This window comes from Pantoea sp. At-9b, from assembly GCF_000175935.2.
GTDB lineage: Bacteria > Pseudomonadota > Gammaproteobacteria > Enterobacterales > Enterobacteriaceae > Pantoea.
In genome coordinates, this window is the sequence record NC_014838.1 from 586,518 (window position 1) to 610,492 (window position 23,975).

21 protein-coding genes are annotated in these 23,975 nt (G+C 52.4%); 8 read left to right on the forward strand and 13 right to left on the reverse strand.

The genetic code is table 11. The annotated features are described in order from the left end of the window. Positions 1–30: 30 nt before the first annotated feature. Positions 31–1,101, reverse strand: a complete 1,071-nt coding sequence (locus PAT9B_RS23085; RefSeq protein ID WP_013511705.1) for an iron-containing alcohol dehydrogenase family protein — start codon at positions 1,099–1,101, stop codon at positions 31–33. Positions 1,102–1,370: 269 nt separating this feature from the next. Between PAT9B_RS23085 and PAT9B_RS23090 the strand changes: the two genes are divergently transcribed. The 3 genes from PAT9B_RS23090 to PAT9B_RS23100 are packed head-to-tail and all read left to right on the forward strand — an operon-like array spanning position 1,371 to position 4,383. Then, positions 1,371–1,916 carry a GNAT family N-acetyltransferase gene (locus PAT9B_RS23090; protein ID WP_013511706.1) on the forward strand — a complete coding sequence of 182 codons (546 nt, stop codon included), beginning with the start codon at positions 1,371–1,373 and terminating at the stop codon, positions 1,914–1,916. Then, complete coding sequence (locus tag PAT9B_RS23095) at positions 1,913–3,067, forward strand: amidohydrolase (RefSeq protein WP_013511707.1); 1,155 nt, start codon at positions 1,913–1,915, stop codon at positions 3,065–3,067. Before PAT9B_RS23090 ends, PAT9B_RS23095 begins: the two co-directional genes overlap by 4 nt. After that, positions 3,064–4,383, forward strand: coding sequence for an MmgE/PrpD family protein (locus PAT9B_RS23100; RefSeq protein ID WP_013511708.1), 1,320 nt, complete (start codon positions 3,064–3,066; stop codon positions 4,381–4,383). The genes PAT9B_RS23095 and PAT9B_RS23100 overlap by 4 nt, the downstream gene beginning before the upstream one ends. A gap of 97 nt (positions 4,384–4,480) precedes the next feature. Here the strand turns inward: PAT9B_RS23100 and PAT9B_RS23105 are convergent, their stop codons facing one another. The 4 genes from PAT9B_RS23105 to PAT9B_RS23120 are packed head-to-tail and all read right to left on the reverse strand — an operon-like array spanning position 4,481 to position 9,351. Then, positions 4,481–6,766: a molybdopterin-dependent oxidoreductase gene (locus tag PAT9B_RS23105; RefSeq protein WP_013511709.1), complete on the reverse strand. Its 2,286-nt coding sequence runs from the start codon at positions 6,764–6,766 to the stop codon at positions 4,481–4,483. Positions 6,767–6,798: 32 nt separating this feature from the next. Continuing rightward, positions 6,799–7,560: an amino acid ABC transporter ATP-binding protein gene (locus PAT9B_RS23110; protein ID WP_013511710.1), complete on the reverse strand. Its 762-nt coding sequence runs from the start codon at positions 7,558–7,560 to the stop codon at positions 6,799–6,801. Beyond that, entirely contained in the window at positions 7,553–8,476 is a 924-nt protein-coding gene (locus tag PAT9B_RS23115; protein WP_013511711.1) for an amino acid ABC transporter permease, read from the reverse strand. Before PAT9B_RS23115 ends, PAT9B_RS23110 begins: the two co-directional genes overlap by 8 nt. After that, positions 8,473–9,351, reverse strand: coding sequence for an ABC transporter substrate-binding protein (locus PAT9B_RS23120; RefSeq protein WP_190274689.1), 879 nt, complete (start codon positions 9,349–9,351; stop codon positions 8,473–8,475). Before PAT9B_RS23120 ends, PAT9B_RS23115 begins: the two co-directional genes overlap by 4 nt. A gap of 676 nt (positions 9,352–10,027) precedes the next feature. Between PAT9B_RS23120 and PAT9B_RS23125 the strand changes: the two genes are divergently transcribed. Further along, positions 10,028–12,220, forward strand: coding sequence for a TonB-dependent siderophore receptor (locus PAT9B_RS23125; RefSeq protein WP_013511713.1), 2,193 nt, complete (start codon positions 10,028–10,030; stop codon positions 12,218–12,220). A 56-nt stretch (positions 12,221–12,276) separates the two neighbouring features. On the opposite strand, the gene PAT9B_RS23130 is transcribed toward PAT9B_RS23125, so the two are convergent. The 5 genes from PAT9B_RS23130 to PAT9B_RS23150 all read right to left on the reverse strand — a co-directional run bounded on the left by PAT9B_RS23130 (position 12,277) and on the right by PAT9B_RS23150 (position 17,483). Continuing rightward, entirely contained in the window at positions 12,277–13,008 is a 732-nt protein-coding gene (locus PAT9B_RS23130; RefSeq protein WP_013511714.1) for a LuxR family transcriptional regulator, read from the reverse strand. A gap of 392 nt (positions 13,009–13,400) precedes the next feature. Beyond that, positions 13,401–14,126, reverse strand: a complete 726-nt coding sequence (locus PAT9B_RS23135; protein WP_013511715.1) for a LuxR family transcriptional regulator — start codon at positions 14,124–14,126, stop codon at positions 13,401–13,403. Positions 14,127–14,303: 177 nt separating this feature from the next. Further along, the gene (locus PAT9B_RS23140) at positions 14,304–14,945 is read right to left on the reverse strand and encodes a GNAT family N-acetyltransferase (RefSeq protein WP_013511716.1); all 642 of its coding nucleotides are present in this window, start codon (positions 14,943–14,945) and stop codon (positions 14,304–14,306) included. 33 nt (positions 14,946–14,978) lie between these two features. After that, positions 14,979–16,430 carry a pyridoxal-dependent decarboxylase gene (locus PAT9B_RS23145; protein WP_013511717.1) on the reverse strand — a complete coding sequence of 484 codons (1,452 nt, stop codon included), beginning with the start codon at positions 16,428–16,430 and terminating at the stop codon, positions 14,979–14,981. 192 nt (positions 16,431–16,622) lie between these two features. Continuing rightward, positions 16,623–17,483 (reverse strand): LysR family transcriptional regulator, encoded by an 861-nt coding sequence (locus PAT9B_RS23150; RefSeq protein ID WP_013511718.1) that lies wholly within the window; start codon positions 17,481–17,483, stop codon positions 16,623–16,625. A gap of 134 nt (positions 17,484–17,617) precedes the next feature. Between PAT9B_RS23150 and PAT9B_RS23155 the strand changes: the two genes are divergently transcribed. Next, on the forward strand, positions 17,618–18,043 hold the full coding sequence (locus tag PAT9B_RS23155) for a VOC family protein (protein ID WP_013511719.1): 426 nt from the start codon (positions 17,618–17,620) through the stop codon (positions 18,041–18,043). 31 nt (positions 18,044–18,074) lie between these two features. On the opposite strand, the gene PAT9B_RS23160 is transcribed toward PAT9B_RS23155, so the two are convergent. Continuing rightward, the gene (locus PAT9B_RS23160; protein WP_041526117.1) at positions 18,075–19,106 is read right to left on the reverse strand and encodes a LacI family DNA-binding transcriptional regulator; all 1,032 of its coding nucleotides are present in this window, start codon (positions 19,104–19,106) and stop codon (positions 18,075–18,077) included. A gap of 123 nt (positions 19,107–19,229) precedes the next feature. Between PAT9B_RS23160 and iolE the strand changes: the two genes are divergently transcribed. After that, positions 19,230–20,153, forward strand: a complete 924-nt coding sequence (gene iolE, locus PAT9B_RS23165; RefSeq protein ID WP_013511721.1) for a myo-inosose-2 dehydratase — start codon at positions 19,230–19,232, stop codon at positions 20,151–20,153. A gap of 12 nt (positions 20,154–20,165) precedes the next feature. After that, entirely contained in the window at positions 20,166–21,347 is a 1,182-nt protein-coding gene (locus PAT9B_RS23170) for a Gfo/Idh/MocA family protein (protein ID WP_013511722.1), read from the forward strand. On the opposite strand, the gene PAT9B_RS23175 is transcribed toward PAT9B_RS23170, so the two are convergent. Both PAT9B_RS23175 and PAT9B_RS23180 read right to left on the reverse strand, forming a co-directional pair. Beyond that, positions 21,344–22,249 (reverse strand): alpha/beta fold hydrolase, encoded by a 906-nt coding sequence (locus tag PAT9B_RS23175; protein WP_013511723.1) that lies wholly within the window; start codon positions 22,247–22,249, stop codon positions 21,344–21,346. The two genes, PAT9B_RS23170 and PAT9B_RS23175, sit on opposite strands and share 4 nt — an antisense overlap. A gap of 52 nt (positions 22,250–22,301) precedes the next feature. Next, positions 22,302–22,901: a TetR/AcrR family transcriptional regulator gene (locus PAT9B_RS23180; protein ID WP_013511724.1), complete on the reverse strand. Its 600-nt coding sequence runs from the start codon at positions 22,899–22,901 to the stop codon at positions 22,302–22,304. Positions 22,902–23,065: 164 nt separating this feature from the next. Here PAT9B_RS23180 and PAT9B_RS23185 point away from each other — a divergent pair, with 164 nt between their 5' ends. After that, the gene (locus PAT9B_RS23185; protein WP_013511725.1) at positions 23,066–23,974 is read left to right on the forward strand and encodes a DMT family transporter; all 909 of its coding nucleotides are present in this window, start codon (positions 23,066–23,068) and stop codon (positions 23,972–23,974) included. Position 23,975: the final 1 nt, after the last annotated feature.

The window sequence follows — 23,975 nt, forward strand, 5'->3', positions numbered from 1 at the left end:
AAATGTGACAATGTGCGCCGCAGCGCACGCTTAAAATGCGTTATCGGTTGCCAGTAGCGCCTGTTCCAGCGTCTCCGCGGACACGGTAAACGGCAGGCGCTCGGCACTGGCGGCCGGGAATTTAATTTGCTGCGCGATGGCACGTATACGCCCGGCGCGGTCGCCGCTCAGCGGTGCCAGGGTCAACGGCATATCGTATTGACGCAGCAAAGCCAGCAGTTCGGCATCCGGTACACCATCATGTTCGATTAATGACTGCACCAGCAGGCTATAGCCGACTTTTTCGCCGTGCAGCCAATGATGCAGTTCCGGCTGATGGGTCAGGCGATTATGAATCGCATGGGCAAAACCCGGTGTGGGCAGTACGTCACGCACGCTGTTCGCCAGCCCGGCCAGCACGATATTGGCATCAATCACTTTCACCAACGCCGGTGTGACACGCTGTTGCTGGTTGGCAGCCACCGCCTCAGCCCCCCACTGACGATAGGTATCCAGCGCACGTAATGCCGTCATGACCTTGAGATCGAGCGCCAGGTCATCCGGGTTGTGACGTTGATAAGGGCGAAATTCGTAGTATTTTGCCAGCGCATCAACAATCCCCGCCTTCAGGTAACGCACGTCGCTGCGCGCGATCACTTCGCTATCGACCAACACCAGTTCCGGCATTTTGCTCAGTGGCTGGCTGCGCACATGCCCACCTTCTGGGGTGTAGATAATGGCGACGGGCGACCACGCCGCGCAGGTCGCGGCAAGGGTAGCAAAATTAATCACCGTTAAATCCGGCAACTGGCTGCCCACGACTTTAGCGGCATCGAGCACGCGTCCACCACCAATCGCCAACAACAGTTCTGCGCCCTGCTGTTCGGTGTTGTGTTTGAGGGTAGCAATGGCGTCATCGGTGCATTCACCGGTTAAATACTCCAACTGCCAACCGATGCCATTGGCCTCAAGACTTGTGGTTAATTCTGGATTAACCGCCTGCCAGGCGTGGGGAGAAGTGAAGATGCGGATATGCGTGGCGTAAGGTTTAATAAACTCACCAGCGCGTGCACGCAGGCCCGCCTCATGCGCATAGGCGCGCGGAGATTTAATCGCTAACACGGCGTTACCCTGATAAAAAGAAAGGCTATAACGAATAAAATTGAGTTTTTACAGAGAGTTAATGCGAATTTGTTATAGCGCTGTAGGTTTTCTGCATACTACGGTAAATAAGGATTTAAGCAATAAAAAAGCGGTGATTTCATTTTCACAAATATGCATTAGCTTAGTTATTTTTTAGATATAGCGCGCATAGCCTTTGCTGTTAATCTCAATACCCTTAACGCGTACCTTATTATCCGCCAGCATGGCGGTTTTTTTCGGGGAATACTATGCAACTCGATTTTCGCCAGGTCAGAGAAGACGAAGTTGAAACCTACCAGGCGCTGATGCATGCCGCGTATGCGCCCACCAAAGCGCTCGGAATTAAATTTGATGCCGCCAGCGCCGATCGGGAAAAAACGCTGCGTCATCTGCAAAGCCATGGCGTGTACGGACTCTACGCTGGCGGGGAAATGGTGGCTTCCATCACCCTCCGCTACCCGTGGGGACCATTGCCCGGCCCGTTTGGTTTACCACACATTGGCTGGTTTGGTGCACATCCTGACTATCCTGGCCACCACTATGGTCGCAAGATTCAGGACTGGCTGGAGCAGGAAATCATCATCGGCCAGTTACGCGCGCCCGCCGTGTCGCTGGGTACGGCCATCAGCCATCCATGGCTGAAGGAAATGTACCTGAAGCGTGGCTTTCAGCCGATGCATACCACCGACCTGGGTAAAGGTCATATCACGCTATATATGAAGAAAGTGCTGGATGAAAGCGCACATGATGCCTGGCTAACGCGTCAGGCAGCACAACAAGGGAACAAGGCATGAGTACCATTGATGACACCGCGCTGGGAGACTATCTCGTCGCTTTCCGCCATGAGTTGCACCGGTTTCCCGAACTTTCAAACCAGGAATTCGAAACCACTGCCCGTCTGCGTCAGCAACTGGAACAGCACCACATCCGTATCCTTGATCTGCCACTGAAAACCGGCCTGGTGGCCGAAATCGGGCCACCGCAGGGGCCGCTGATCGTGCTGCGCTCGGATATCGATGCGTTGCCGATTGAAGAGCAATCGGACGTCAGCTTTCGCTCTGAACGTCCTGGCGTGATGCACGCCTGCGGGCACGATTTCCACAGTTCAGCCGCGCTGGGGGCAGCCATTCTGCTCAAACAGCAGGAAGCCACCCTGCCTGGTCGGGTACGGATTCTGTTCCAGGCGGCGGAAGAGACGGGCCAGGGTGCACCGGACGTGATCGCGACCGGCGCTTTGCAGGATGCGGTGACCATTTTCGGCATCCATAACGATCCTTCGCTGCCAGCAGGTGTGATCGGCAGCAAAGCCGGGCCACTGACGGCGGCCGTGGACCGTTTTGCGATCACCATTACCGGTACCGGCAGTCATGCTGCCAAACCGCATGAGGGTAACGATCCGATTATCGTCGCCGGGCAGATCATCTCAGCAGCACAGACGCTGATCAGCCGCAATGCGCCCTCGGCAGATAACGCCGTAGTGTCGATTACTCAGGTACACAGCGGCAGCACCTGGAACGTCATTCCTGACAGCGCCTGGCTGGAAGGAACGGTGCGTTCGTTCTCGCAAAATACCCGTGAACGCCTGGAACAACGCTTCCGCGACATCGTACAGGGTATCGGTGCCGCCTTTGGCGTGGTGGTGGAATTTAACTGGCAAGCCGGACCGCCGTCGGTGGTTAACGATGCGTACTGGGCCGATTTTGCTTTACAGCAAGCCAGCGCCAGCGGTTTTGAAGCCCGCGTGGTGGAAGCCAGCCCGATTGGCGAAGACTTTGCGTTCTACCAACAGCAATTGCCAGGCGCGTTTATGATGATTGGCACCGGTGAACCGTATGCGCTGCATCACCCGGCGTTTCGTATCAATGATGAGGTATTGCTGCCCACGTCACGTTATCTGGCTCATCTCGCCCTGGCCGCATTGAACAGCCTGGAGTCGCGGTCATGACTGTGACAACCGCACTGGCCGAACAGATTGTTCACAGCCAGCCCAATCAACAAGCGCAAACCAAAGCACGTGAAGGCATTTGTGATTTCCTCGCGGTGAGCTGGCCGGTGTTACGCGGCCAGGTCCCGGACAGCGGTTTACCGGCGCTGCGTAGCGTATACCGCGATGGCAGCATCCGTTCCCAGGCTTTACTGCTGGGTTATGCCGGTCATGCGCTGGATTATGATGATTTTCACGCCGATTTTCGTGGTCACCCCAGCGTGGTGATCCTGCCCGCGCTGTTTGCCTGGTATCAGCAGCAGCCACAGGCAACGCCTGAGCAGTTCCTCGATGCCTATGTCATCGGTGTGGAAGCCGCAGGCCGACTCGGACTGGCCGCCAGTCAGCAGCATTACGCCTTGGGATATCACAACACCGCCACGCTCGGCACCATTGCCGCCGCCGCCGCGCTGGCACGTTTTCTGCGTTTGGATGTTACGGCAACCGCGACGTTATTGGGCATCGCCACGACGCAGGCGAGCGGTTTACGCGCGCAGTTTGGTTCAGCCATCAAACCGTTGCACGCCGGTTTTGCGGCGGAAAAGGCGGTGGCCGCCGCGCAGCTCACCCTGGCGGGCATTGATGGCAAACAACAAGGTGTGATTGAGGCCTTCCTCGCGGCCAGCAGCAACGGTCAGGCACAACCGGAAAAGTTGGTGGCCAACTGGGGTACGCCGTGGCGTATCAACGCTCCGGGGCTGGAGTTCAAACCCTTTCCGACCTGCGCCGGCACCCACAGCGCCGCCGAAGCCGCACGTATACTGCGGCAGACATGGCTGGCAGGCGGGCAATCGCTTGCAGCATTGCTGGAGAGTATCGTCGAGATTACCGTCGCGTTTCCGCCGGGCGGTGACATTGCGGCGTCGGTTCAGGTGCCAGGCAACGGTATTGAAGCACGCTTCAGCCTCGAATACGTTATCGCCGCGATGTTGATCTATGACGACCTGCGTTTACAGGATTTTGCCGAGGGTGACCTTAACCATGAAGTGATGCCGTTGGCGGCAAAAGTACGGCGCACGCCAGACGCCTCCGCCCCGCCTGATGCCATCAATCCGGCGTTGCGCTTTCATGAAGTGACATTGTCACTTAAAGACGGTACACAACTGCGTCAACGTCGTACTCGTCAGGAATCGTTGGCCGATGCGGTGGATGTGGCGGGTAAACTCCGCCTGGCGCTGGGGCAGGAATCAGCGGAGTGCCAAACATTGCTCTGGCAAAGTAGTGAGTTAAAAACGTCAGCAGATTTGCAGGTATTGGCAGACTTATTGCGGGTATAGATACATATCACGAAATAACAGCGCGATAAATCGCGCCGCTACGAGTTATGCAAATATTGTAGCGACGTGATTTATCACGTCTGTCGGCCGGGATGGTTTAGCAAGGCGGAATAAACGCCTGTACCGGCGTTAACGCGCCGACATACTTCCTGATCTGCACCACGGTAATTTGCCCGCTACAGCCCTGGGTTAATGACGAGGTGCCAATATCCAGCGTCAACACGTTGGGATTACCATGACGGCACAACGGCCTCGCAGCCGTGGGATCAACCGGATCGTACCAGGCACCGGTTGGAAGCTGGACCACACCCGGCATGATGGTGTCGGTGATGCGCGCACTGGCCAGCACATGTCCCCGCTGATTGTATAACTCGATAATGTCACCCTCGGCGATGGCTAATCGCGCCGCATCTTGCGGGTTCAGGCTGCAAACCTCTCGGCCATCACGTTTCCCGCTCAGGCTGTAATCACCAAAATCCAGTTGGCTATGCAGACGTGTGGCGGGTTGATTAGCGATCAGCCAAAACGGATGCTCATCGTTCGGTTGCTGCTGCGGGGCGCGCCATACCGGATGCCCTGGACAGTTTTCATAGGCAAAACTGGCGATGGTGGCCGAATAGATTTCGATTTTTCCACTGGGCGTCGGTAACGGTGACGCATCAGGATCGGTGCGAAAGGCGTTCATCATCCGTCCGCCGTCCTTCAATTGCGGCAGCTCCAGTACGCCCTGTTGCCAGAACTGGTCAAACGCCGGGATCGTGACCTCGTGGGCCGCAAGTTTCTCCTGCAACTGCTGGTAATGATGCTGCAACCAGCCGCGTGTATCGCGTCCTTCGGTAAACGCCTCTTCCCGGCCTAACCTGCGGGCCAGTTCGCTGAAGATCACGTAATCATCTTTCGCTTCAGCCCAGGGTTGTGCCACCGGCTGCATGGCGAACAGATGACGATCGGTTGGCGCACCGCCAATATCTTCGCGTTCCAGCGTCATGGTGGCGGGCAACACGATGTCGGCGTGTTTGGCACTGGCCGTCCAGGCAATTTCATGCACGATCAGCGTGTCCAACTGGCAAAAAGCCTGGCGCAAGCGGGCCAGATCCTGATGATGGTGGAACGGATTGCCGCCTGCCCAGTAGGCCAGGCGGATATGCGGATAGGTCAGACGCCGGCCATTGTAGTCAAACTGCGTACCGGGGTTGAGCAGCATATCGGCGATGCGCGCCACCGGAATCAGGCGGTCGATGCCATTCTTGCCCTGTGGCAAGGCCGGGAAGCTGACCAGGTTGTGATGCTTGCCATAATGACCAAGGGCTCCGAGCGCATAGGTGTACCCCCCGCCAGGCAAGCCAGGTTGTCCCAGCGCCGCCGCCAGCACCAAACCCAACCACACCGGCTGCTCACCATGCTCGGCACGCTGTAAGGCATGTGCCACCGTCACCAATACGCGTTTGCCATGCAACCGGCGGGCAAACTGGCTGATGAAACGGGCATCGACACCACAAATCGTCGCGGCCCAACGGGCATCACGTACCGTTCCATCCTCCTCGCCGCGAATATACGCCACCATCTGCGGCCAGCCGACGGTGTAACGGGCGAGAAAGGCTTCGTCAGTCAACCCTTCGTCAATCAACACCGATAACACGCCAAGGATAAACGCCGCGTCAGTTCCGGGACGCAGCGCCAGCCACTCACCCTGCGCTTCATCCGGCAGGTCACTTTGCAACGGGCTGACGGAGATAAAGCGGGTGCCTCGCTGTGCAGCCTGCTGCATAAAGCCACGTTCGGTGTGTTCACTCAACCCACCGCTGGCAACCTGCGAGTTCTTGAGCGCCAGACCGCCAAACGCCAGCACGATATCGCTATGCTGGGCAATTTCTTCCCAACTTACGCCGCGCCGGGCGATCTCGTTCATGTCACCCACGATATGCGGCAATAATACTGACGCCGAGCCGGAGCTGTAGCTGTTAACCGAACGGACATAGCCACCCAGCGTGGTATTCAGAAAACGGTGTACCTGGCTTTGCGCATGATGGAAACGTCCCGCGCTGGACCAGCCATAAGAGCCGCCAAAAATCCCTTCCGGGCCATAGTTGTCACCAACACGTTTTAATTCGTTGGTCACCAGGGTATAGGCTTCTTCCCAGCTGACGGCGACATACTCGTCGTTACCACGGCGTTGATCCGGTCCCGGCCCCTCTTCCAGCCAACCACGCCGCACCATCGGACGCGACACGCGCGCCGGATGGCTGAGCGCGCGGCGGAAATTTTGTAACAACGGGCTGGGATCGGGATCGCGGTGGAAGGGTTCAATGGTGAGGTGATCGCCCTGCTGTTGAGCATGAAAAGCCCCCCAGTGTGCGCTATGCATTACCGGTTTCTGCGTCATCATTGTTCCTGGCTAAAAATGAAAAACGGTGCTTAAAGCACCGTTGCAATAAAGTTTCTGACACGCCCGTTTTCCGGGTCGTCGAGTACCTGTTGAGTGGGACCGGCCGCGACAATCTTGCCGCCTTCCATAAACACAATGTTATCGGCCACTTCACGAGCGAAGCCGATCTCGTGTGTGACGATCACCATGGTGATGCCGGAATGCGCCAGCTGTTTAATCACCTGCAATACTTCCCCCACCAGTTCAGGGTCAAGTGCGGATGTCGGTTCATCAAACAACATCACACCCGGGTCCATTGCCAGCGCACGCGCTATCGCCACGCGTTGCTGCTGACCACCGGACAAATTTTGCGGCCATTCTTCTTCACGACCTGCCAGGCCAACCTGTTTCAGCAGTGCCAGTGCCTTGCTGGTGGCTTGTTGGCGACTCTGCTTTTTCACACGCATCGGGGCGTCAATAATGTTCTGCAACACGGTACGATGTGGAAACAGGTTAAACTGCTGAAACACCATGCCGATTTCCGCACGCTGGCGCGCGATGGCACTGCTGCTCAGTTCGTGCAGCGCCTGCCCTTTCTGCTTGTAACCCACCATTTCGCCGCCGATACGAATAGTACCGCCATCCAGTTTTTCCAGATGGTTGATACAGCGCAGCAACGTCGATTTCCCTGAGCCTGAAGGGCCAAGGATAACGGTCACTGAACCGGCCGGAATGTCGAGATTGACTTCATCGAGAATGGTGACGCCGGAAAAACGTTTCGTCACCTTACGGAGCGCGATTGCTTCAGCCATTACTTACGCTCCTGGTGGTTTTAGCAGCAGATAATCGCGGCAGCGACTGCCACAGACTACGCTTTTCGCGTCGGGTCACGCCGCGTCCAAAGTAGCGCTCGACATAATATTGACCCACCGACAGGACTGAGGTCATCAGCAAATACCATAAGGTGGCAACCAGCAGCAGCGGGATCACTTCATAGGTGCGCTGATAAATAATCTGCGCGGAAAACAAAACGTCCTGCAGCGAAATCACTGACACCACCGCCGTGGTTTTCAACTGACCAATAATTTCGTTACCGGCAGGCGGCATAATCGCACGCATCGCCTGAGGCAAAACGGTATGGCGGAAGATCTGCGCCGGACGATAGCCCAGCGCACGGGCGGCTTCCAGTTGCCCGTTGCCAACGCTCTGAATACCCGCACGCACAATTTCTGCCGCATAAGCAGATTGATGCATGACCAGCGCGATCACTGCCGCACTGAATGGGCTAACCAGGGAGTTTGACTGCGCACTCCAGATTTCGCCCAATCCCGGAATTGAGAGCGCAATTTTGGGATAGAGCGCGGCAATGTTGTACCAGAGAAACAGCTGTACCAGCATTGGCACGCCACGGAAGAACCAGGTATAGGCCCAGCTCACCGCAACCAGTACCGGGTTGGATGACAAACGCATCAACGCCAGTACCGTACCAAAGGCAAAGCCCAACACCACGGAAATCGCGGTGAGTTGCAGCGTCATCAAGACGCCTTGCAAAATGGAAGGGCCGGTGAAGTTCTCCGCAATCACCCCCCACTCAAAGCGCGGGTTGTTGATCATGGAGTGCGCCATCGCCACTACGCACAACAGTACCGCCAGCGCACTCAGCCAGCGTCCGTAGTAGCGTTTGCCGACGATTTTCAAATCGTCGGTGTGGTCGTGAAAATCACTCATTTAAAGATCTCTTCGTTGCGTTTAGCTTCGGTCACAGCACCAAATCCAATCCCCCAGTTATCAAGGATTTTCTTGTAGCTGCCATCTTTAATTAAGGAGTTCAATGCGGCCTGAACCGCCGGTTCCAGTGCTGACTCTTTCGGGAAGGCAACCGAGACCGGGTAATCGGTGACGCTGATTTCTCCGCTCATGGTCAACGGTTTGATGACTTTAACCTGCCACAGCAGACCTTCGTATGGGCCGAGGAACATCGGGACACGTCCGCTCACGACAGCCTGAACGCCTGCCGGACGATCCGGGAACACAGAAACTTTAATCGGTGGTTTGCCCGCGGCTTCACACGCTTTGCTGGCTTCTTCCAGTCGCGTTACCTGAGTCGTACCGGAACCGGCACCGACTTCTTTGCCACAAACGGCATCAAAGGATTTAAAAGGCGCGATGTTGGCATCTTTCTGCGAAATGATGCCCAGCAGGCTGGCATTGTAGTAGCTGACAAAATCGACCTGTTTGGTTCGGGCCAGGGTGGCATTGATGTTGGAAAGCGCCACATCATAACGGCCAGTTTTGAGACCGGGGATGATATTGTCGAAACCGCCGGTATCTTGCCAGTGCACGGGAATACCAAGGCGCTCGCCTACTGCATTCATAATGTCGATTTCACGCCCGGCCAGGGTTTTGTTGTCTTCTTTATAGAAGGTAGTTGGCGGCGTGTTGGGGTTGGTTCCGGCAACAATATAGCCACGTTTCACGATATCCGCAGGTAACAGGCTTTTCAGCGCCGGATCGGCTTGAACATGGACTGAACTGTCGGTGGGAACAGCTTGTTCGGCGGCAAACGTGGTGTGCGCACTCAGAGCAAGTGCGAAAAGGGTCATTCCTTTTGCGAATTTCACTGGAACCTTTCTCCTGATATTTAAAATGTTTCCCCAGCGGGAAAAGGCATTGGAGGTAGCGATGTATTTTTCACCTCATAAGCCACATTTATTTTGTGCCTACGGGTTTATTCATCCTCGAAATGTCCCGGCGTCATTTTCAGTGAATATATGCAGGGATCACAAATGCGAAAAACAGATATCTATTCCCGAATTATAGAAATAGCGATTACGCGTTGATATCCGGGGCAGGAACGATGTGCTATGTGGAGGATTTAGGCGAGGAATCAAAGGGCTACAAAAGCAGCAATAACCTGTCATTTTATTCTTAGTCATAACGATGTTTTCTAAGCGATCGCAAATTGCAGGCAGGGAAACATGAACAACATCGTTTATTGAAAATATGTACATCCCCCCTTCAGTTGCTGAGGGAATAAACGCCACAGCGCCTGCAATCTTCCAGCAAGGAGAGGCTCGTTCCGCGATGGTGGTGTGTTTCGACTTTTAAGTATGTTGTAATTAACTTACGCTTTTCTCACTATTGCGCTCTACATTGAGTGAATTTTAACCAATTAAGGAGAAACCAGGGAGATTCCTTACTAAAGATATACAATGATAATTATTCTCATTATCATGCGCATTTACTTACAAACGTTAACAAAACAGGGAGAAATCTTAAGTGAATGTAACTGCATGTAGCCAAAAGCGTCCCGTCGCGCTGTTTTTGGCCGGGCTGCTGAGTACGTCAGCTTATGCCGCCAATGAGGAGCCAACCGAAAAACTGGCTGACGATGAATCGATGATCGTCACGGCGGAAGAGGAACTGAAACAACAGCCGGGTGTGTCAACCATCACGGCGGAAGACATTCAGAAAAGTCCTCCGGTTAACGATTTGTCCGATATTATTCGTAAGATGCCTGGCGTGAATCTCACCGGCAACAGCGCCAGCGGCAGCCGTGGTAATAACCGCCAGATCGATATTCGCGGCATGGGGCCAGAAAACACCTTAATTATGATTGATGGTGTTCCTGTTACCTCGCGTAATGCCGTGCGTTACAGCTGGCGCGGTGAACGCGATACGCGCGGTGATACCAACTGGGTGCCCGCCGAAATGGTGGAGCGCATCGAAGTCATTCGCGGCCCTGCGGCATCGCGTTATGGCTCAGGTGCTGCTGGTGGCGTGGTGAATATTATTACCAAACGCCCAACCAACGACTGGCACGGCTCATTATCGCTGTTCACCAACCAGCCAGAAGATGATAAAGAAGGCGCGACCAAGCGCGCCAACTTCAGCCTGAGTGGACCGCTAGCGGGCGATGCCCTCACCATGCGCCTGTTTGGTAACATCAATAAAACTGACGCGGATGCGTATAACATCAATACCGCAGAGAACGGTTCTTATGCCGCAGGCCGCGAGGGTGTGCGTAATAAAGACATCAACACGGTGCTCTCGTGGAAAATCACCCCGCTGCAAATTGTCGATTTCAGCTATGGCTATAGTCGCCAGGGCAATATTTATGCGGGCGATACGCAATACAGCAACGGTAATATCAGCCCGGATGGTCTGGTTGAGTCACTGTATGGTGATGAAACGAACCGTATGTATCGCCAGAGTTATGGTCTGACCTATAACGGCATCTGGGACTGGGGTACATCAAAGCTCAATTTTAATTACGAGAAGACCAACAACACCCGCCTGCAAGAAGGTTCGACCGGCCGTGTTGAAGGGATGATCAACAGCAATGACTACGCAACCAGCCGCCTGGAAAGTTACCGTGCGGGGGGAGAGATTAACTTCCCGGTTGAATTGCTGGTTGATCAAACCGTGACCCTGGGGGCGGAATGGAATCGTGATGAATTGAATGATCCGGCCTCTATGACGGCGACCGATGCCTCCGGCGTAATCATTGATGGCGTTTCCGGTAATCCTTCCTCACGCAGCAGCAAAAATAGCGCCACCATCAGCTCTCTTTATTTTGAAGATAACATCGCCGCCACCGACAGTACTGAAGTGATTCCTGGCCTGCGCTTCGATTATCACGATAAATTCGGTGCTAACTGGAGCCCAAGCCTGAATATTTCTCAGGGGCTGGGTGATTATTTCACCCTGAAAGCGGGTATCGCTCGTGCCTTCAAGGCACCGAACCTGTATCAATCCACGGAGGGTTATTTGCTCTCTACCCGCGGCAACGGCTGCCCGGTGGGTATTTCTACCGGTAGCTGTTATCTATTAGGTAATGAAAATCTCGACCCTGAAATCAGCGTTAATAAAGAAGTTGGGATCGAATTCCATAACGAGGGTTATACCGCCGGTATTACCTGGTTCCGCAATGATTATAAGAACAAAATCGTCGCGGGTGACGAGGCTGTGGGTTACACCTCAAACGGATACAACGTGTTGCGTTGGGAGAATGGCGGCAAAGCGATTGTGGAAGGTCTGGAAGGCAATATGACGATTCCGGTGATTCGCGATACGCTGGAGTGGCGCACTAACGCGACTTATATGTTCCGTTCGGAAAGTAAGAAGACCGGTAACCCATTGTCAGTGATCCCGGAATTCACCATTAACTCACAGCTAGACTGGCAGGTCACGGATAAGCTGGATGCCAATATTAACTGGACACAGTATGGCCGCCAGAAACCTCGTCAGTACGCTGAGATCCGTAACGAGTCGGGTGCCATTTCTAACCGCGAAATCAGTCCCTACTCTATCTTTGGCCTGAACGTGAATTACGAGATCACCAAAAACTTGCGTGCTAACGCGGGCATCAACAACCTGTTTGATAAACGGGTGTATCGTGAAAATGATGGCGCATCAACCTATAACGAGCCGGGACGTGCTTATTATGCGGGCGTGACGATGTCGTTCTGATAATCACCCCTTCCTGTCGGTATCACCCTGACAGGAAGGGTTTTCCCGGGGAGAAATTATCTTCCAGACGGATGAGAAATAATATTCAGTTCAATCGCCAGACTGATGGCATGTTTTGCATTATTGACGCCGAGTTTCTTGACGATCTTACCCATATGGAATTTGACGGTACTGACTGTGATATCCAGCATTCGTGCAATTTCAGGGTAGGTTTTTCCCGTACTGCTCCAGTAGAGGATTTCGTTTTCGCGGGCGGAGAGCGTGTCATCATGACGAGATGTTCTAACGTTTTCCTCATGATACAGATGAAGCAACATTTCATGAGTGTCAATCAACACGCCCTGAAGATCATTCCTATGTTTTTTTACCTTGTCATCAATTTCAGGTTCCAGAAACTTATTCACATACAATGACAACACTGCCAGGTAATTATTTTGATCATGCAATACAAATGTATGCCCGCTCACAATATTGTAATCCGGCCTAAGTGAGTCAGTAATTTTCCTAATGGTCCACTGCGAATTGACAATCAGAGTTTCATCCCATATAACAGGAGAGACGCGATTTAATGCATTTATAATAATAGGGTCAATGCTTTGATATCTATTCTTTAGGTAAACGCTCTCAAAATAATCAGGGATATCACTGATGACCATAATATCATCTGTATTTCTTTTATTCATTACCGCATATGCATAGTTCACATCAGCATATTTTTTAATGTTTCTTTCAATGCTGATTTTAACCTGATCATTTTTTTCGGAATCTGAATAAAAATGCTTACTCATTAACACATTCCTCAAGGACCTTCATTATTTTAACATCCTAAGCATTTGTACCTGCTATAAAATTTAATAAATCCCTTACCTTGAAGGTTACGCGAGCTTGCACTGATTTGTAAAGCATCTTTATCAGAATCCCCTCACAACTTTATAAATTATCCTCATCAAATCAATTAGATATTGAAACACTGGTAACGACTCTCATACTGATAAATGTTAAGAGCGTCAAAAAAGGTCAGAATCCTAGCCACATCGACTTTCAACACAATGTTTGTGACGGCAACACAATGAAAGGTGTAGGTTCATACTAAAAAATTGACGCTCTACAATGAAAAATTGCAGATCTGCGTATGAAAAAAGATAAGAAAAAGCTTATACCTTTCGCTCTTAATAAAAAATTATTTACCAGCAGGATGGGAGATAATATTTAGTTCAATTGCAAGACTTATCGCATGCTTAGCATTATTAACACCCATCTTTTTTACAATCTTACCCATATGGAACTTAACTGTACTGACAGTAATGTTCAACATGTGCGCAATTTCCGGGTAAGTTTTCCCAGTACTACTCCAGTAGAGAATTTCATTTTCACGAGATGAAAGCATATTCTCTTCACTTTTATGCCTTTCACTTTCATCGCGATAAAGATGGAGCATCATTTCATGAGTATCAATCAAAAGCCCCTGAAGATCATGTCTGTCCTTTGTTGCCTTTTCGTTTACATCGACCATTAAATACTTATTAATGTATAATGATAACAATACAAGATTATTATTATAATCATGTAAAACAAAAGTCTGGCCGCTCACAATGTTATAAAATGGCTTAACCGCATTGAAAATTTTATTGATTGTCCACTGGGAGTTAATCATTAAGTTCTCATCCCATATGATAGGAGAGACCCTATTCAATGCATTTATGATTACAGGATCTATTCTTTGATGTTTTTTTGCCAAGTAGACTTCATCAAAATATTTTGAAATACTACTAATGACAACTATTTCATCTATATTTCTCTTATTCATTAAAAAATATGCGTAATCAATCCCTGCGTATTTTTCAAGATTTTTTTCCAAATACTGCTTTACATGATTATTTTTGTTAACATTTGCGAAGAAAGTCATACCGTGTCTCTCTAAAGTTGTGAACTGCTAACTAAGCTATGTTGAAATGTTAATCCAAACTATGCCTTGGCTCAAATTATAGTATTTTTTCCTGATTATGGCTTAATTCCAGAAAATTATAAAAAAAATTGGGACAACCTAACAAAGGAAGGCCCAACGTCAACGAATTATTTCATGTCAAATTAGTAAAACAGTATCAAGGTCTGCACTGGCAGGTGCTAAAACCGCAGGCTCACGCCATACCGGATACAAACTCGGAAAGCCTTCTATCATTAGCGGAGGTGAGATCTCGCCGTAACCAAGCTGTCCAAATAAATACTGAGTAGTCAGTGTTGTACATTCTGCATAACATCCCATCTCCTCACGATCAAGCATCATATTCAGGGCTGCGAGTAAAGCTGTAGCCACACCTTTGCGACGGCATGAGCTTCTTACCGCAATAAGAAATACATAAAAATGAGGATCTGTATGTGGATGAGAATTCTCAAGTCCGTTCATCAAACTAATAACTTTATCATAATCGGAACCACACTCTTGCTGCAGTAGACAGTTGACCTGTTGATGCTCTTCTTCATTAATTTCCATCAACTCAGGGCGAAAATAAACCAAGACCCCGACATCATTTTCAGCAAGAAGAATCCCGCCATATTCTAATGCCAGATTGAAATAAATACGAAAAAAACCTTCCAATCTTGATAAACGTTGCTCTCTGCCGGTATCAGTAAAAGCGAATCTAAGCACAGGATCATCATAGAACTCATCTGCTAAAAGACTACAGATACTTTTTAAATCCGAAATTTCAGCATGTCTGCATTTCATTGAATCGTCCTTAATGATATTAAACTTTTTAAATCAGCTAAACATATCTGATTCTTTCAAGGCATTAACCAGACAATCAATGGCTGAATATGTAACATGCGGCATGGCTACGATATGAGCCAATTCCCCCCTTCCACTTAATTGGAATCTATTGAATATTTCATCGCAAGGCCTGGAAAATAAAACAACTAATGACTGTGGTCCCCTTATGACACGAAATTCAGGATGAATTTTTTTTATCTCATGCATGCACTCATAGGCATACGCCGCAACTTTTTCACATCTTGCAGCGATGACTGCCTGTTTTTCCGAACTAACTGAAAATACAGCATACCATAGCATCAACGCTGATAACCCATTTCGGCTACCACTTAAAGTAGTGTCAGGAGAATCGATATATTCCGGGAGCGTAGCAGGGGCCATTCGGTATTTTTCTTTACTCATATAAATGCCCGAAACGAATGGAGATCCGAACCATTTATGTGTACTCATCACGATTGAATTCACCCAAGGAAGTCGAAAATCAAAAAGCCCTCCCTTTACATGACTCAATTCGCTCTGATAAGCCATTTCTAAATAAGGCAAGTACGCAGCACCGAGTGCACCATCGATATGAATCCAAAAATCTGGGCGACTAAAACAATCGGTTTCAATGCAGAACCCATTTTGCTTTAGGATGGGAGCTATTCGTTGCCAGACTAACGTTACGTCATCAAATGCCCCTTGAAAGGTTGTGCCCACATTAAGCACAATAATGGGAGGATAACCATGATTTGCAAAAAAACTCACCAATAGTTCAAGAAGGTATGGGTCCACCCCACCATACTCATCCACAGGCACGCCATGCGGCCAGTGGCCATCCTCTGTTATAGGGCACTCTCCTGGAAAATAAGCATTACCTATCTGCTGAAAAGTATCTACACCTAAAATACTCGCACTTTTTTCTATCGAATAATGTGACTCGCTGGAAAAATAAAGAACAGGATTTCGTGATCTTTGAATGCTTTGTTCGCATGAGGAAACTTTACCTTTGAAATATTCACGAGCGCTCCACATTGCATATAAATTACCTTCAGTGGAACCCATCGCCAGCACATAGCCCCAAAATGATTCAGGTGTTAGTGGGCTGCGGGGTATAGCATGCCAAAGATTTGCAAAATAGTCTAAAACCTCCTGTTCCAGGTCCCGTGTATTTAACAATGTTGAACTGGCATCATAGGGATCTCCCGCATTATTAATATGAAGATTTAAAAATGGAGAGATCACTGAGTAATCCAACTTCTGATTTACAGGGTAGCCAAGTGACAGAGTCTGTCGGCTCAATACATTCCGATAGAGTTTTTGGATTCGTTCATGAGCCTTTTTAGTCAGATCAGAATCGGGGGTTTCAAAAATATGATAATCATTTTGAGGTAGATCACGCTTGAATCTTTTTGCTATGGATGTGAGTATCTTTTCATTTTTCTCGTCTATAATTTTTTCCATAAGCATTCTCCATTGGGTTTAGACGTTTAGCAACAGCGTTTTAAAATATTTCCTTAAGGAATTCTAACCCTGACATTCCGTATAAATGGTTATTACGCTGCTTATCGTACAATAAATTACCTTAGTAAATGAATTAAGATCGTCAATAATATAAATTCAAATACGAAAATTCATTCAAGCAGTTCATTTCAACTACGCCCGCACCAGCAAACGACTCAGCTCGCCAGCCAGCTCCGAATGGGGATGGCTGGCCCGCTGCACCAGCCCTACTTCGCGGTAAAACGTTTCTCCCCCCATCTCCACCACCCGTACCGTCTTCGGCCAACGGGTTGTCGCCTGGGTTTGTGGCACCAGCGCCACTCCCAACCCATTTGCCACCAGTTTGACAATCGCTTCCAGCTCATCGACTTCACACAACTCCTGTACGTTGATGCCGCGTTCGCGCAGATAACGATCCACCTGACGGCCACCAAAAGAGGTACGGTCATAACGGATAAACGGATGTGTCGCCAACAGCTGTGTCGGATCATCCCCGCTCACCTGGCGCGGCACAATCAATCGATAGGGTTCACGGCGTAACGTTGTCCAGTGTAAGTCGGCTTGTAACGCAAACGGCGGGCGGATCACCGCCGCCAGATCCAGCTCCCCGGCATCCACCAGGTTAACCAGTTCCAACGACAACCCCGGCACAATGCGCGTCTGACAGCCCGGAAACTGTTTATGAAAGCGCGTAAGCGCCACCGGTAACAGCGAACGTTGAATTGAGGCAATCGCGCCGAGGGTAACGCGGGTTGCCGGGCGGGGCAATTCGGCCTTATCGCCGAGATGACGATACAGCGTCAACAGTTCATCCACCTGTGGCAGTAGCTGTTGTCCACGCAAATTGAGCCTGGCGCTCCGCCCGGAACGGTCAAAGAGATCAAAACCCAGTTCGGCTTCCAGCCTGATCATCTGCGCGCTCACCGCCGCCTGAGTCAGACCAATTTTGTCACCTGCGGCGGCAAAGTTACCCTCCTGCACCACCACCATGAAGGTTTTCAGTTCCCGGATCATCGCCAATGCTCAAATTTTATTTGTATTAATCCCAACTATATATTGTTTTTATTCAAACAAAACCATTCGTATGATTTTCTCCAGACGCCGCAACCAGCGGCGCATCGCCCCTTCCTTTTGCTGCTGGAGACATTATGAGCCTTTCCCCGTTTCACCTTGCCATCCCGGTTTACGATCTTGATGCGGCACGTACCTTCTACGGCACCATTTTTGGTTTGGCCGAAGGTCGCTCCAGCGCCCAATGGGTCGATTTTGATTTCTATGGGCATCAGTTGGTGATCCACGAACACCCCAAAACCGCGTCCCAGGAAAATGTGCATTCCAACCCGGTCGACGGCCATGATGTCCCGGTGCCGCACTTCGGCATTATTCTGCATTGGGATGAGTGGGAAGCGCTGGCGGAGCGTTTGCGCGGGTTCAACACCAAATTCGTTATCGAACCCTATATTCGCTTTAAAGGTCAGGTTGGCGAACAGGCCACCATGTTCTTGTTTGACCCCTGCGGCAACGCACTGGAATTCAAAGCCTTTAAAGATATGAGCCAGCTGTTTGCCAAATAACATTTTTACCGTGGCGCGATATCTCGCGCCGCTACAGTTCAGCTTCTGCCGGGCAGTTCTCACGAATAAATAAATTGAACGGTGTGATGTTATCGTGCAGCGAAAAGTCGTCGCTGCGATTGAAATGGCGTGCCAGCAGCGCCAGCGCACGCCGCGCTTCCTCACGCGGATTTTGATCAATGATCGCCGCCAGCGATCCTTCACGCAGCATCAAGCGTCGTTCCGGTGTCAGTTCGTGAGTGATGACCTGCGCTTGCCGTCCGAGTGATTGCAACGTGGCAATGATATTGCTGTTGCCTGACGAGGTGTTGTAAATGCCACCGATGCGTGGATTCTCCAGCAAGGCCTGGCGCACCACATCTCCGGCGCGCCGTTGATCTTCCGCGCTCTCCAGTGTTGCCACCCACTGGCAGGCCGGAAAACGCTCACGCAGCACCGCGCGAAAACCACGTTCACGCTCCTCATGCCCAATCATATTGTGCATCCCCAGCACCACCACCACATCACCGCCCCGCTCACCAAGAAAACGCCCCATCAATTCCCCGGCGGCGCGTCCCATTTGCCGGTTATCCGGGCCAATATAGGCCAGCCGTCCGCTGGCGGGGATATCGGTAGCCAGGGTGAGAATCGGCAACTGGCCTGAGACACGTTGTAGCGCATCGGCCAGATCCGCATCATTGGGGCACACCACAATCAAGGCATCATGGCTGGCGGCGATCGTTTCCACCTGTTTGATGGTGGCGCGGATGTTGCCAGGATTGTGGTAATGCATCACACCATTAATCCGCATTTCCGCCATCGCGGCACCGAGATCGGTAAACGCATTGCGCAGCCCCTTGTAGAACGGATTTTTGGGGGATTGCAGCAATATCGCCACCCGCAATGCGCGCATATAGCCACGAAATAACACGCGGTCGACGTTAAGTTTGCTGGCCCATTCCAGCACCCGCGCCTCTTTGGCCGGAGAGACGCCACCGCGTCGATTCATCACCCGGTCCACGGTACTCAGGCTGACATTAGCTGCTGCTGCAATCTGTTCCAGCGTGGTTTTTTTGCGATTCATCACGGTAATTTTCACCTGACGCTTTAACGTCAAAATTTGAAGGTTTCCCTTCAAATTAGCCGTGGCGCAGCAAAATTGCATCCGCTATTTTCGTGCTCATCACAACCAAGGGTGGAAAAGCCAATGATTAAGGATGCGTTTTATCGGAGCGGGCAGCCTGCGCCTAAACTGGGCGTCAGCCCGCTCTCCTGGGTCAATGAAGTGCTGCAACATCTCGGTGCCGGAACCCGCGCAGAGCAATGTCTGACGGAGGCGGCACAGGCCGGTTATCAGGGTGTCGAACTGAGCCGCATTTTTCCACGTGAACCCGGTGCATTGCGTGCCCTACTGGCACAACATCAGCTCCAACTGGTTTCGGGCTGGCATGATGGTTTCCTCACCGAACGCAACGTGGCACAGGAGCTGGACGCGGTGCATAACCATGCCGCGTTGCTACAGGAAAATGGTGCGCAGGTGATGGTGTATGGCGAGTGCGGCTGGATGACCGATAACGCGCTGGATGTGCCGCTGGCGCAGCGCCGCCTGTTCCCCGACGATCAGGTGCAAGCCTATGGCGACCGCCTCTCCACCTTCGCCGATGCGCTGTTTCAGCGTTATGGCCTGCGTCTGGCCTACCACCACCACCTGATGATGGTGGCGGAAACTCTGCCGGAAATTCGCGCCCTGTTCAGCGCCTGCTCACCGTCAGTGGGCTTGTTGCTGGATACCGGTCACGCTACCGCTGCCGGTTTTGCTTACACCCAACTGATTGACGAATTTGCCGCGCGGATTTGCCACATCCACCTGAAAGATGTCCGGCTGGACCTGCTCCAGCAGGTGCGGCAGCAAGGGATGAGCTTCAACGAGGCGGTGCTGGCGGGCATGTTCACTGTGCCGGGCGATGGCGGCATTGATTATCAGCCGCTGGCGGACTTTATCGCCCGCAGCGGCTATCAGGGCTGGATGGTGGTGGAAGCGGAACAAGACCCGGCTAAAGCGCCGCCACTTCCCACCGTGACCCGTGCACAACGTTATGTATCACAACATATTCTCCCTGCTGCCCAATAAAGGAATCTGAACATGGCTGGAAATAAACTCAATGTAGGTTTGATTGGTTCAGGCTTTATGGGCCAGGCACACGCCGATGCCTGGCGTCGCGCAGGTCTGCTGTATCGCGACCTGCCACTGCAACCGGTGCTGCACACCCTGGCCGATGCCACGCCAGCGCTGGCGCAAGAAGCCGCCCGCCGTTTTGGCTTCCAGCACAGTACGGCTGACTGGCAGGCGATGATCCAGCATCCGGAGATCGACATTGTCGATATCACCACACCGAACAACATGCATTACGATATGGCGCTGGCGGCAATTCGTGCTGGCAAACATGTCTACTGTGAAAAACCACTGACGGTTTCCTTGCAGCAAGCGCAAACCCTGACCCAGGAAGCTGAACGCGCGGGTGTCAAAACCATGGTGGCGTTTAACAATATCAAAACCCCGGCGGCGCAACTGGCGAAACAAATGATCGAGCGTGGCGATATTGGCACTCCCACCCGTTTTCGTGGCTGGTTTGATCAGGGATTTTTCAACGATCCCAATCTGCCGTGGAGCTGGCGTTGCTCGCGTGAACAGGCCGGTTCCGGCTCGCTCGGCGACCTCGGTTCCCACGTGGTCAGCGTGGCGCAATACCTGATGGGGCCGATCAAAAGCGTTATCGGCCAGGAACAACTGTTTATCGATACGCGCCCGGCGGCAGGGGCCGGTTCCGGTTATGGTGCGCAGGCCAGCCAGGATGCGGCGCGGCTGAAAGTGGAAAATGACGACCAGTTCCAGTCGCTGATCACCTTCGAAAACCACGCCGGAGGGGTGATTGAAGCCTCACGTATTGCCGCAGGCAAAGTGTTTGGCATTGCCTGGGAAGTGTCAGGCACCGAAGGCACCATCATCATGGACGGTGAACGCTTTAACGAGTTGAAAATCGCCCGTTATCGTGATGAAAAACACGATCGCGGCTTCAAAACGATCTACGCCGGTTCGCAGGTCGAGCAGTTTGGGGGGTTCTTTGGTTTTGATTTCGCGGGTGGCGGCCTCGGCTACTTCGACGTCAAAGTGATTGAAATCTATGACCTGATCAAAGGCCTGAGCGGCAGTACCGGATGCTTCCCGGATTTCCGCTTCGGCCTGGAAAATCAGCAAATCATTGAAGCCATGGTGCGATCTTCTGCCAGCGGCACACGCGTTGACGTCGCCAGCCTGCGGGCTTAACGGAAAAAGCGCGCCAGGGCCGCAGCCAGCGCCAGCGGTTGTTCATCCGGGATGAAATGGCCGCTATGGGCGAGGGTGATCCCGGTGACGTCATCAGCAAACTGGCGCAGCGGCGTCGCCATATCTGGAATGGAACCCTGATCGGCGCTGATTGCCAGTAACGGCAACGTCAGTTTGCCCTGCTCGCGCAGCGCCCGGTTCTGTGCCGCCGACTGTGTCACCACCCGATACGGGGCCAGCCCGGCGCGCAACGCGCCATTCTGGCGCAACAGGCGCACATATTCCGCCATATCCGCGTCGCTGAACACCATGGGACTGGCGGTTTTACGCCGTAAAAACCATTCCAGGTAGATCTCCTCACGCCCGCTGATCAGGGCTTCCGGCAAATCCGGCAATAAATGGAAGGCAAAATGCCAGGTTTTCCAGGCCTTATCTGGCGTGGCTGGCAGCGCTTCAGGCAAGGTGATGCCCGGAATACCTGCATCCAGCAGCGCCAGCTTGATCACCTGCTGGCTGTAACGCATGGCATGCGGCCAGGCAACCCAGGCTCCGACATCATGCGCGGCGAGGTAATAGCGCGGGTGCCCAAGCTGTTGCATCAGGCGATGCACCTTCTCCGCCAGCGCCTCGGTATCGTAACCGGCTTGCGGTTTGTCAGAATCACCCTGGCCGGGTAAATCCGGGGCGATGATAAAATAGCGGTCGGCTAATTGCGCCATCACCTGATGCCAGGCGTACCAGCTTTGCGGGAAGCCTGCCAGCAGCAACAAAACGTCGCCCTGCGGATGACCGCCGCTGACATAATGCAAGCGAACCCCATCCACCGTGGCGTAGTGATGCGCAAAACCAGGCAAATTCTCTACCGGTTGTGACCAGGGGTGGGCGTTTACCGTATCAGACATTCAAACCTCCAGTTATTTAGGAAATGAACATTTCCTTATTTGGCAAAAAATTTTAATCCAGCAACATTAGCGCACTGGTGATCAATCGATCGTGCGCCGGTAAGTCCTGCATTTTGCCCGCCACCCGCATCCCCAGCACCAGACAGAGCAACACCCCGCCCAGTGCCTCCACGTCGTGTTGCGGGTTAACCGAACCGTCCTGTTGCCCCTGTTCCAGCAATTGCAGCAGCGACTGCTGGTTACGCTGAAGCGCAGCGCGCACCAGTTCAGCCAGCTCAGCATCCAGTACCTGGAGTTCGACAGCGCTCCCCACCACCAGGCAACCGCGCCGCCCTTCAATATCGCTGGCAGATTCGAGATAAAAACGCAGCACTTCAGCAATACGCGCACGGCCAGTCGGCTGTTGTGCCAGCCGCTGACGCAGTGCCTGATTACGCAGCGAGGTATAGCGGGCAAACACCTGCAAAAACAAGCCACGTTTGTCGTTAAACGCTTTGTAGATACTGCCAGCGGTAAGTTGCATGGCCGCACTGAGATCGCTGATCGATGCGCTGTGATAGCCTTTCTCGCGGAATACCAACATGGCGCGATCCAGCGCGGCATCCGTATCAAACTGACGAGGACGACCACGTTCACGAGGCTGCGCAGACATTTTCCCACCATTTAGGAAACGATTGATTCCTAAATGGTGCCACAGTTTTGTCACGAGGGAAAGTGCGATCCATCGCCACCATCGATACGCTGTATTCACCTTGCCAGCCGCCCTGTTTATATTTACAGTGCTCGCCTCGCCCATCATTGATCGAAGAAAACCTTATGCGAACAACGGATACGTTACGCCTGCTGCTGCTGGCAGCCATCTGGGGAGCCAGTTTTTTGTTTATGCGCATTGCCGTCCCGGCATTGGGTGCCGTCAACACCGCGTTTCTGCGGGTGGTGTGCGGCAGCATCGGCCTGCTGGTGATTATGGCGGTGCTGAGAATGCCACTGCGTTTTGACGGCAAACTCCGCTGGGCGATGCTGCTCGGGGTGATCAACTCCGGCTTGCCATTTCTGATGTATTGCCTCGCTGCGCGCGTGTTGCCTGCCGGTTATTCCGCCATCCTCAACGCCACCGCACCGCTGATGGGCGTTATTATGGGCGCGGCCTTCTTTGCCGAGAAACTGACCTTCAAGAAAGTGCTGGGGATGGTGGCGGGTTTCGGCGGCATCCTGCTGATCAGCACCACCGGCGAAGCGCACCTGACTCAGGCGCTGGTGTTCGGTATTCTCGCTTGCCTGGTGGCGACCACCTGCTATGGTATGGCCGGTTTCCTCGCCAAACGCTGGATCGGCACACGTGGCGGTTTGGATGCCACTAAAGTGGCGTTTGGCAGCCAGTTGGGGGCCTCCTGCTTTCTGCTGCCGTTCTTTGCCGTCACCGCCCCGCAAACGGCAGCCAGCCAGTGGCAGATCCCGGAAGTCTGGGCCTGCATTCTGGCGGTAGGTTTTATCTGTACCGCGCTGGCTTACATTCTGTATTTCCGACTGCTGGCGGATATCGGCCCACTGCGTACCCTGACCGTTACCTTTCTGATCCCGCCTTTCGGCATTTTCTGGGGGTGGCTGGCACTGGGTGAGGAGTTAAATCAGGGATTTACCGCTGGGGCATTGCTGATTGTCTGCGCGGTGTGGCTGGTGGTGAGCGCTGACCGGCCAGTGCCGGTGACCGCCAGCGCAAAATAAC